The sequence below is a fragment of the Gordonia rhizosphera NBRC 16068 genome (genome assembly GCF_000298195.1).
Classification (GTDB): domain Bacteria; phylum Actinomycetota; class Actinomycetes; order Mycobacteriales; family Mycobacteriaceae; genus Gordonia; species Gordonia rhizosphera.
On the sequence record NZ_BAHC01000067.1, the window covers coordinates 1 to 9,731 of the forward strand.

Below are 9,731 nucleotides of genomic sequence, written 5' to 3' on the forward strand. Positions count from 1 at the left end.
CACTGTCAGCGAGAAACCGGGTGCTGTCAGCGAGAAACCGGGTGCTGTCAGCGAGAAACCGGGTGCTGTCAGCGAGAAACAGGGTGCTGTCGGCGAGAGAGCAGAAGGGCCCCGGGACGAATCCCGGGGCCCTTCTGGCTTGGCTGGTGACAGCCGTCTTGTGTTCTCAGTCAGAGACCAAGAGTCACTTGCTCGGTCGGAGACCGAACGTCACTTGCTCGGTCGGAGACCGAACGTCACTTGACCGACACCGAAGCGCCGGCCTCTTCGAGCTTGGCCTTGGCGGCGTCAGCGGCGTCCTTGTCGACCTTCTCCAGGATCGCCTTCGGAGCACCCTCGACGAGGTCCTTGGCTTCCTTGAGGCCCAGGCCGGAGACGATCTCGCGCACGACCTTGATGACCTGGATCTTCTTGTCACCGGCACCCTCGAGGACGACGTCGAACTCGTCCTGCTCGGCAGCGGCCTCGGCACCGGCAGCAGCCGGGGCACCGGCGGCGGCCACGGCGACCGGAGCAGCAGCGGTGACCTCGAAGACCTCTTCGAACTTCTTCACGAACTCGCTGAGCTCCAGCAGGGTCAGTTCCTTGAACTGATCGATGAGCTCGTCAGCGGTGAGCTTCGCCATGATGGCGTCCTTCCTGTCAGTCCCCATGCGGGGGTTGGTTCATCCCGGTACGGGCGGCACCCGCGGGGGGATTGGTGGTTGCGGCGGAGTGTTACTCGCCGGCTTCGTTCTTCTTCTCCTGCAGTGCCGCGGCGAGACGCGCCACCTGCGAAGCCGGCTGGTTGAACAGACCGGCAGCCTTTGCCAAGTTGCCCTTCATGGCACCGGCGAGCTTGGCCAACAGAACCTCACGGGTCTCGAGGTCGGCGATCGTCTCGATCTCGGACACGGACAGCGGCTTGCCGTCCATGTAGCCGCCCTTGATGACCAGAGCCTTGTTGTCCTTGGCGAACGTCTTGATCGCCTTCGCAGCCACCACCGGCTCACCTTCGATGAAGGCGATCGCGGTCGGACCGCTGAACAGCTCGTCGAGCCCGTCCACGCCCGCCTCTGCGGCGGCACGCTTGACCAGGGTGTTCTTGGCGACGGAGTAGGTTGCGCCCTCACCGAGGGAACGTCGGAGTTCGGTGATCTGGGTGACGGACAGGCCACGGTATTCCGTGACGACCGTCGCCGTTGAGCCCTTGAACTGCTCGGCGATCTCCGCAACAGCGGCGACCTTGTCGGACTTGGCCATACTTCGCCTCCTCTCTCATCTCTGGAGTTGGGTCGAGTCCAACCCGAGCCGAGAGGCGCGTGACATGACAAACGCCCCGGCACACAGAAAGGCACGGGGCGTGAATCGGCGCGCGCGGGCGCACCGTCTATCCTCGTTCTTCCTGCGTGGGCCGCCGACTCCTGCGCATCGTGGATGCTTGCCGAGCCGGACCTTCGATCGGGATCGCTCCCGACGACCGACGGTCTCTGGTTGAACCGATACGACACACGGCTGTGTGTCACACCAAGCGAATACAGTACGCGAGTGTGGGCGGCGAATCCAAATCGGCGGACGACGGACCTGCACCGATGACCGCCGACGAGCGTGCGGAGGCGGCCGCGGCGGCCATCACCGGACGTCACCTGCGGCGCATGCTGGGCTTGCCCGGTACGCGGCTCGCCGCAGTCGCGTGGCCGTCACATCCCATCATCGGCCATTTCGGCATGTGGCATTACTGGTGGCACGCGCACCTGGTGGATGTACTGGTCGACGCCGCGATCCGCCATGGCGTGAACGACGACGGCGCCGAGGTCGTCGACCGGCTGCTCCGCGGTATCCACCTGCGCAACCTCGGCCGCTGGACGAACAACTACTACGACGACATGGCGTGGATGGGTCTGGCGATCGAACGCGCCGACCGCCACCTCGGGCTGCGCCACCCGGCGGCGGTGCGCACGCTGTCCGACCAGATGCTGCGCGCGTGGGTCCCGCAGCTCGGCGGCGGGATCCCGTGGCGCAAAGCCGACCTGTTCTTCAACGCGCCCGCCAACGGCCCCGCCGCGATCCTGCTCGCCCGCACGGGCCACCTCGAGCGGGCACGGGAGATGGCCGACTGGATGGACAGCACGCTGATCGACCCGGACAGTCACCTCGTCATCGACGGGGTCAAACCGACCGGCCGCGACGAGCCGATGGAGCGGGTGACCGCCATCTACACGTACTGCCAGGGTGTGGTGCTGGGCACCGAACTCGAGCTGGCGCGGCGGACCGGGGATACCGTGCACGCCGAGCGGATCGCTCGCCTCTTGGATGCGGTGGAGACCCGTCTGTGCGTCGACGGCGTCATCCCGGGCGCCGGCGGAGGCGACGGCGGCCTGTTCGCCGGCATCCTCGCCCGCTACCTGGCGCTGATCGCCACCGACCTACCGTCCAGCGCCGGCGACACCGCTGACACCGCCGCCGACGACGTACGCCGCCGGGCTGCGGCGATCGTGACCATCAGCGCGCAGGCGGCCTGGTCACAACGGGCGGACACCGCCGACGGCCCCGTCTTCGGGCCCGATTGGCACCGGCCGGCCCGCCGACCCACCGACGACGGCACAAAAGCCCAGCTCATCGGGGGTGCGGTGCATTCGTCGGCGGCGCCCGAGCGCGACCTTTCGGTCCAGATCTCGGCCTGGATGACACTCGAGGCCGCCGCCACCCTGACGAGAATGACCAAAAAGTGACTACCCGGTTAGCAAACCTTTACCGACGCTGAGATATCCTCGTCCGGCGAGGTGACCAACGCCACACATATGACGTGCGTCACCCACCGCCCACCGCGACACGGTGGGCGTTTTGTGACCGGGCAACGACGCCCAGGCAGGTGATGCACCGTGACGTACCAGCTGGAGTCCCCACAACCCGCGGAGCGGAAGCGCCGCAAGCGGCCGCTCGGCACCGCGACGTCGTCGGGTGGACGGATCGGCGCGCCGCATTTCGGCACGCTCCCCCTCGGTGATCCGACCGGCGGCGCCGACGGCATCCGCTGGCGTGAACAGGTCGACGGCAAGCAGCTCTACCCGCGCGTGTCCATCGACCGCGACGTCGTGCTCACGATGAGTGACGGGGTTCGGCTGCGCGCGACGGTGGTGCGGCCCGCCAACCGGTTCGGCCAGACGGTCTTGACCCCCTACCCCGCCGTGGTGAACATCAACCCGTACAACCGGGTGGCCGTCGACATCCTCGACCAGACACTGCACGCCCCGGTCCTGGGCCGCGCGCTGCACACCGCGTCGGCGGCGATCGACGGCACCGGCACCGGACTCGAGGGCCTCACGAACATCACCAAGACACTGTCCGGCGGCGTCTTCGACGTGTTCGGCATCAACCGCAGCCTGGTGCGCAGCGGTTACGTGCAGGTCATCGTCGACGTTCGGGGTACCGGCGCCAGCCAGGGCAAGTGGCAGATCCTCGGTGCCCGCGAGCAGCAGGACTCGGTGGAGATCATCGACTGGGTGGCGCGGCAGGACTGGTGCGACGGCGCGATCGGCCTGGCCGGTTGGTCGTACTCGGCGATCAACTCACTGCAGGCCGCCGACAAGCGCCCGCCCGCGCTGAAGGCGGTGTTCGCCGTCGAGGGCTGCGACGACATCGTCCGCGACATCTACATCACCGGCGGCATGCCGTCGGCGTTCATCCCGGCGTGGCTGTCGGTGGTCAACCTGCTCAAGTGGGTGCCCAACCCGGCCTCACCGGTGCGTGACCTGGTCCGCGGCGACACGCGGCGCTGGCTCACCGACCGTCTCAAGTCACCGGCGACCGAGATCGGTTCGCTGGTGTGGGGCTTCCTCACCGCCCGCGACAACCGCATCTTCGACGACCCGTACTTCGACGACCGCGACCCCCAGGTCGACCAGATCGAGGTGCCCACGTTCACCGTCGGCGCCTGGCATGACCTGTTCGGCAGCAGTGCCACCGGCATCTACGAACGCCTCGAGATGGAACCCGGCCGCAAGCAGATGCTCGTGGGCGACGGCTACCACATCGATGTCGGGTCCGGTCACGGCAAGCAGTCCGCCCCGCCGCGCCTCGACGTCCTGGAGCGTGCCTGGTTCGACCGCTGGCTCAAGGGCCACCGCAACGGTGTCGAGTACTACGGGCCGGTCACCATGCTGCAGCAGGGCGGCTCGTGGACGTCCGGGCCGTGTTTCCCACGTCCCGGAGTCGCGCCGCAGCGGCTCTACCTGCACGACGAATCGTCGGGAACCGCCGACCACGCCGAATACGACGGTTCGCTGTCGCGGCGTCCGGTCGGGCGCCTGGCGTCACTGCCGGTGCAGGCCGACATCCGCGGCGCCGTCTCGCGTGACATGGCGCAGGTGACGGCCGGGATCGCGATGGTGTTCGGTCGCGCGTTCTTCGCCGACGCCCGGTTCCAGGAGCGCGGTGGGCTGTCGTTCACCTCCGAGCCGGTGGCCGAGACGACGACGATCAGCGGCGCGATGAATCTGCGTCTGAACGTGGCCACCACCGCGCACGAGGCGATCTGGGCCGTCACGGTGAACGACGTGGCCCCCGACGGCACGTCGCGCGTGCTGACCAACGGCGCGTTGTCGTGCTCGAACCGGGCGCTGGACCCGTCGTCGTCGACGTATCACGACGACGGCAGCCTGCTGCGCGCACACCACTACCTGTCACGGCACCGCAAGCTACCGGTGCCGGCCGACGAACCGGTGCGCATCGACGTGGACCTGGTGCCCACCGACGCGGTGCTCGAGGTCGGGCATCGGCTGCGGGTCGACGTCTACGCGGCCAGTTTCCCTCGCTACCTGACCGTGGTGCCCGACCTGATCAAGGCGCGCGGTCGGCGGCAGCGGCTGATGCTCGATCCCAAACATCCCAGCTACCTGACCGTCCAGACCGGCGCCACCATCTGAGACGCGGCGGTCCGGGCCGGGTCAGCGCAGCACGCCGCTGTCGGCGAAGACCACCCGGTAGACGAACGCCGCCTCGGGACCGAGGACCAGCCCGACGAGGTCGATGAGCGTGACGACGAATCCGCGGCCGTGGGCCGGACCGGCTGAGTCGTCGAGGTGATGGGCGACCTCGTGCAGGACGACGAGTTCGCGCAGCGCCCACCGGCCCTCCTGCGAGGTCGGGACCGCGATCACCGGACCATCCGGGTCGCGGTGATACTCCGCCGACCGATAACCCCGACGATGCCGGACCCGCACCGGCGTGGCGGCCCGCGTGAACGCCGCCCGCACCGATCCCATCGCGAGCACCCGGGACACGTAGTCGCCCACCGACTCCGCGGACGCGAACATCGCCTCGGTCGGCAGCGTCAGCTCGGTGCCCGCGATCTGCACGACCCCGCCGCGGTCGAACATGCGGTGCACGAGCCGTTCGGCCTCGTACACCTGACTGCGACCGGTATCGCGTGGGGGCATGGGCGCGATCGTAGCGGGCGCGGGGCCGCGGTCAGGACGGCACGTCGCGCCGCCGGAACCCCGCCATCGCCGCCGCGACGAGCGCGACCGCGATCACCGCGAGCACCGCGACACCGGTCGTCGACACCGGTTCGAGCGGGACGTTGCCCACCGAGTACATCGGCGACACACGCAGCACCGCGTCGGGCAGGTCGAGGATGCCGCCGAGGAACGCGATCGCGGTGGTGTAGCCGAGCAGCAGCCACGCGAGCGATTGCAGCCGCGGGTACCAGCCGAACAGCAGCAGCGCGAACCCACCCAACACGCCGATCGAGGGAAGATACTCGAGCCCGGCCGTCAGGGTGTGCCCGATCTGCGTGGAGTCCGACAACTGGTGGGCGACGAGCAGCCCGAAGACGAGCACCGGTAGCACCGTGACGATCAGCAGACCCGCCGCGATCACCGCGATGTGCGCACCCAGCCACGACGAGCGGCCGATGGGCTGCGACAGCGTGGTCTCGAGGCGGCCACCCTGTTCGGCGGCGCGCAGCCGCCCGACGGCGCCGATGACGAAACCTCCGGCCATCAGCACCAGGAGCGTGATCGTGAGGCTGAGGTAGACGTCGGTGGCCTCGGCCCCGGCCCCGGTGCCGCCGAGCGCCTCACCGAGCTGCGGGTTGCCGGCGACCGCCGCGCCCACGTCGCGGACGAGCGGGCCGAACACCAGGGCGACGGCGAGACCGCCCAGGGTCCAGCCGGTGATCGATGAGCGGTGTTCGACGACGGCGCGCCCGAGGACCGATCCGGCGACCAGCCCGGCCCGGTCCGGCCCGGGCCTGCTGGCCATCAGACCCGACCCGAGGTCGCGGGTGGCCGCGGCGCGCAAACCCACACCGATCAGGACGATCCCGACCCCGAACGCGAGCACCAGCGGCCACGCGCGCGGGTCGGTGTCGAACGGCCGCGTCTCCTGCTGCCATGCCAAGGGCGACAACCACTTCCAGCCGTTGTCGCGCACGTCGCCGACGGCGCGGGTGCCGTAGGCGACACCGAGCAGCAGCAAGCTGATCGTGTAAACCCGACCGGTGCGCCGCACCCACTGCGCCGCGCACAACGCGATACCCGTCCACACCACACCGAGCCCGACCAGCGACGATGCGTACAGCGCGGAGTCGGCGGTGTCGACGCCGTAGCCGAGCAGCGTGCCCCACATCCCGACGCCCACCAGGACGAAGGCGACCACCGCCAGGATGACCGCGGCGACGGCGGGCGCCCACCGGGCGACGCTGCGCGAGCGCACGAGTTCGAGCAACCCGGATTCCTCCGGTCCGCGCGTCGCACGGGCGATGAGGTGGGTGGCCATCAGCGGGAACGCCACCGCGGCGAGGAACGCGAACTCGTTGGCCGCGATGCCGCCGAGGTTCGTCGCGCCGTAGGGCGTGCCATTGATCGCCGACATCGCCTTGCTGCCCACGGCGGCGCCGTAGGAGGCGAGTTGGTCGGGCGTGGTGTAGGTCGAGTCGATCGCGGCGACCGTGCCGAGATAGCCGAGGACGATCCCGATCACCCAGATCACGTAGGGCTTCCACCCGGTTCGCAGGGTCAGCGCCACCATGGCGACCACGCCCCCGCTGCGCCGTGTCGTCGGCGCCGCACGCATCGTCCGCGCGGGAACCGCGGTCGCGGTCATGACGCACCCACCGTCGCGTCCGAGGTGTCCTCGGCGGTCTCGTACGAACTCAGGAACAGCTCGTCCAGACTCGGCGGACGCACCGTGAGCGACCCGACCCCGACCGCGACCAGGGCGGCCATGGCTCGGTCGAGGTCGGCGTCACCGACGTCGAAGCGCACATCCCGCTCGCCGGGAGCCGCACCGTCGGCCGGCGTGATCTCGAGATTGCCCACACCCGCCATCCCGGCGAGACCGTCGGGCTCACCGTGGGTACGTGCGTGCACCTTGATCCGCGAGCCGCGCCGCAGTTCGTCGAGGCCGCCCGAGCGCAGTGTGCGTCCGGCGCGGATGATCGTGACATCGTGGCTCAGCGACTCCACCTCGGCGAGGATGTGACTCGACAGCAGCACCGTGACGCCCTCGTTCACCCGTTCGCGGACCGACTCCTGGAAGACCTCCTCCATCAGCGGGTCGAGCCCTGAGGTCGGTTCGTCGAGGACCAGCAGGTCCGCGCGTGACGCCAGCGCGGCGATCAGCGCGACCTTCTGCCGGTTGCCCTTGGAGTAGTCGTCGGCCTTCTTCGTCACGTCCAGCGCGAACCGCTCGATCAGGTCGGCGCGCCGCGACTCATCGAGTCCGCTGCCGGCCGAGGCGAGGACGTCGATGCACTGGCCGCCGGTGAGGTTCGGCCACAGTGCCACGTCCCCAGGCACATAGGCGAGCCGCTCGTGCAGGGCGACGGCGCGGCGCCACGGGTCCTCACCGAAGAGTCGGGCGGTGCCGCCGTCGGCCCGGATCAGTCCGAGCAGGACGCGGATCGTGGTGGATTTGCCGGCGCCGTTCGGCCCGAGGAAGCCGTGCACCCGACCGGCCCGCACCCGCAGATCCAGACCGTCGAGCGCCCGGGTACGGCCGAATCTCTTGGTCAGGCCGACGACATCGATGACGTTGTCCACAACACACCTCTCACCCGCATCGAATTGGCAGTCACCGCCACTTGGCAGTAAGTGTACAGTTATCGGTGATCCGAAGGGAACCCCATGACGTCCCCCGACTCCTCCCCCGACCTCCGGGCCCGCAAACGGGCACGAGCGATGCAGCAGATCCAACGCGTGGCACTCGACCTGTTCGACGAACGCGGCTACGCGGCGGTGACGATCGCCGACATCGCCGCGGCCGCCGAGGTCGGTGAACGGTCGGTATACCGGTACTTCGGCACCAAACAGGACGTGCTGCTCTACGACGAGATCGACGAACTGGTCATCGCCGGTCTCGCCGCGAACCTGCGCCGGGCCCCGGTCCTCGAGGCGGTGCGCCAGTCCATCGACGACGCGTCGGTGTTGTTCACACCGGAGGTGATGGGCGACGGCCTGCGCAAACTCCGGCTGCTCGACTCGAGCCGCGAACTGCGGGCCGCGTTCACCGGATACCTCGACCAGGTCGGCGACCAGGTCGGGCAGACCATCGCCACCCACCGGCACCTGCCCGACGACGACCCGGCCGCCCGCATCCAGGGACGCTGCATCGTCGCCGCGCTCGCGGTCGCGCTCGACCGCTGGTTCCGGTCCGGGGGCACCGAGTCGGCGCTCGGGGAACTGCACCGCGCCCTCGACGTGCTCGCCGTCGGTTTCGACGACGGGCCGCCCGCCGACGGTGGCCCGCCCGCGTCCGGGTCCTGACGGCACGGGCCCCACACGCGGACCGGGTGGCATACGATCGCCCGGTGGGTCGAGGTGAGGCCCTGCGAGCCGCCTGAAGGGAGACGCGCGGGTTGAGTTCCCCGTCGATGCTGGACAGGGCCCGCGCCCGCGGCGAGAAGCTCGCCGGCCGGGCGCGCCGCGTTCCCGGCGCCAATCTCGCGCTGCGCGTCGTCCATGACCTCGCGGTCAACGACATCACCGATCGGTCGATGACCCTGGCCGCGCAGGCGTTCACCTCGATCCTGCCGATCGTCATCCTGCTCACCGCACTGCCCACCGAAAGCCTGGTCAACGAGGCCCTGGAGAGTCTGCGCGTCGATCCCAACCGCGTGGACCTCAACTCCACGAGCACGACCGGATCGGCCGCCGCGTTCGGCCTACTCGGGGCGTTGATGACCATCGCCGGCGCGACCTCCATGTCGCGAGCCCTCGGGCGGATGTACACCTCGGTGTGGCAGGTGACCAAACTGCCCATCTCGACGTGGTGGCGCTGGGTCGTGGTGATCTTCGTCCTGCCGCTCGGCGTCGTCGCCCAGGGGTTCTCGGCCAAGTTGCACGGGATCTCCATCAGCGGCATAACGTTCCAGGGATACGGAGTGCTGGGCGTCGCGCTGGAGATCGCGGCGACCTTTCTCATATGGTCGATGGTGTGGACGGTGATTCCACGTCTGCTGGTGTCCTCGCAGGCACCGATGCGCCTGCTGTCGTTCTACGGGGCGGTCACCGGCTTCTTCGTCACGATCCTGCTCGTGGGGAGCCGGCTGGCGCTGCCCACCATCGTCGGCGAGACGACCCGGCACTACGGAACGCTCGGCCTGATCTTCGTGTCGATCAGCTGGCTGTTCTTCTTCGCCATCATCGTGGTGACGTGCGCCATCGTGAACCACACGGTGATCTCCGACGACGGGGCGGTGGGCACGTGGCTACGCGACCACCTGGGTACCGCACGACCCTTCCCGACTC

At 69.3% G+C, this 9,731-nt stretch carries 9 protein-coding genes; 4 read left to right on the forward strand and 5 right to left on the reverse strand.

Annotation, left to right across the window (positions count from 1 at the left end):
- Positions 1–236: 236 nt before the first annotated feature.
- Both rplL and rplJ read right to left on the reverse strand, forming a co-directional pair.
- Positions 237–626: a 50S ribosomal protein L7/L12 gene (rplL, locus tag GORHZ_RS07540; protein ID WP_040530664.1), complete on the reverse strand. Its 390-nt coding sequence runs from the start codon at positions 624–626 to the stop codon at positions 237–239.
- Between the two features lie 91 nt (positions 627–717).
- The gene (rplJ, locus tag GORHZ_RS07545) at positions 718–1,242 is read right to left on the reverse strand and encodes a 50S ribosomal protein L10 (protein WP_006331671.1); all 525 of its coding nucleotides are present in this window, start codon (positions 1,240–1,242) and stop codon (positions 718–720) included.
- 329 nt (positions 1,243–1,571) lie between these two features.
- Here rplJ and GORHZ_RS07550 point away from each other — a divergent pair, with 329 nt between their 5' ends.
- Entirely contained in the window at positions 1,572–2,711 is a 1,140-nt protein-coding gene (locus GORHZ_RS07550; RefSeq protein ID WP_006331672.1) for a glycoside hydrolase family 76 protein, read from the forward strand.
- A 150-nt stretch (positions 2,712–2,861) separates the two neighbouring features.
- Positions 2,862–4,904, forward strand: coding sequence for a CocE/NonD family hydrolase (locus tag GORHZ_RS07555; RefSeq protein ID WP_006331674.1), 2,043 nt, complete (start codon positions 2,862–2,864; stop codon positions 4,902–4,904).
- 21 nt (positions 4,905–4,925) lie between these two features.
- Here the strand turns inward: GORHZ_RS07555 and GORHZ_RS07560 are convergent, their stop codons facing one another.
- Genes GORHZ_RS07560 through GORHZ_RS07570 form a run of 3 tightly spaced genes read right to left on the reverse strand, consistent with a single transcriptional unit; the run spans position 4,926 to position 8,024 of the window.
- Complete coding sequence (locus tag GORHZ_RS07560; RefSeq protein ID WP_006331676.1) at positions 4,926–5,417, reverse strand: TIGR04338 family metallohydrolase; 492 nt, start codon at positions 5,415–5,417, stop codon at positions 4,926–4,928.
- Between the two features lie 31 nt (positions 5,418–5,448).
- Positions 5,449–7,086 carry an ABC transporter permease gene (locus GORHZ_RS07565; protein WP_006331678.1) on the reverse strand — a complete coding sequence of 546 codons (1,638 nt, stop codon included), beginning with the start codon at positions 7,084–7,086 and terminating at the stop codon, positions 5,449–5,451.
- Complete coding sequence (locus GORHZ_RS07570; protein ID WP_006331679.1) at positions 7,083–8,024, reverse strand: ABC transporter ATP-binding protein; 942 nt, start codon at positions 8,022–8,024, stop codon at positions 7,083–7,085. The genes GORHZ_RS07565 and GORHZ_RS07570 overlap by 4 nt, the downstream gene beginning before the upstream one ends.
- Positions 8,025–8,108: 84 nt before the next feature.
- Between GORHZ_RS07570 and GORHZ_RS29455 the strand changes: the two genes are divergently transcribed.
- On the forward strand, positions 8,109–8,747 hold the full coding sequence (locus GORHZ_RS29455; RefSeq protein WP_006331680.1) for a TetR/AcrR family transcriptional regulator: 639 nt from the start codon (positions 8,109–8,111) through the stop codon (positions 8,745–8,747).
- A 92-nt stretch (positions 8,748–8,839) separates the two neighbouring features.
- Positions 8,840–9,731, forward strand: an 892-nt coding sequence (locus GORHZ_RS07580) for a YhjD/YihY/BrkB family envelope integrity protein (protein WP_006331681.1), incomplete at its 3' end; no start/stop codon positions are given.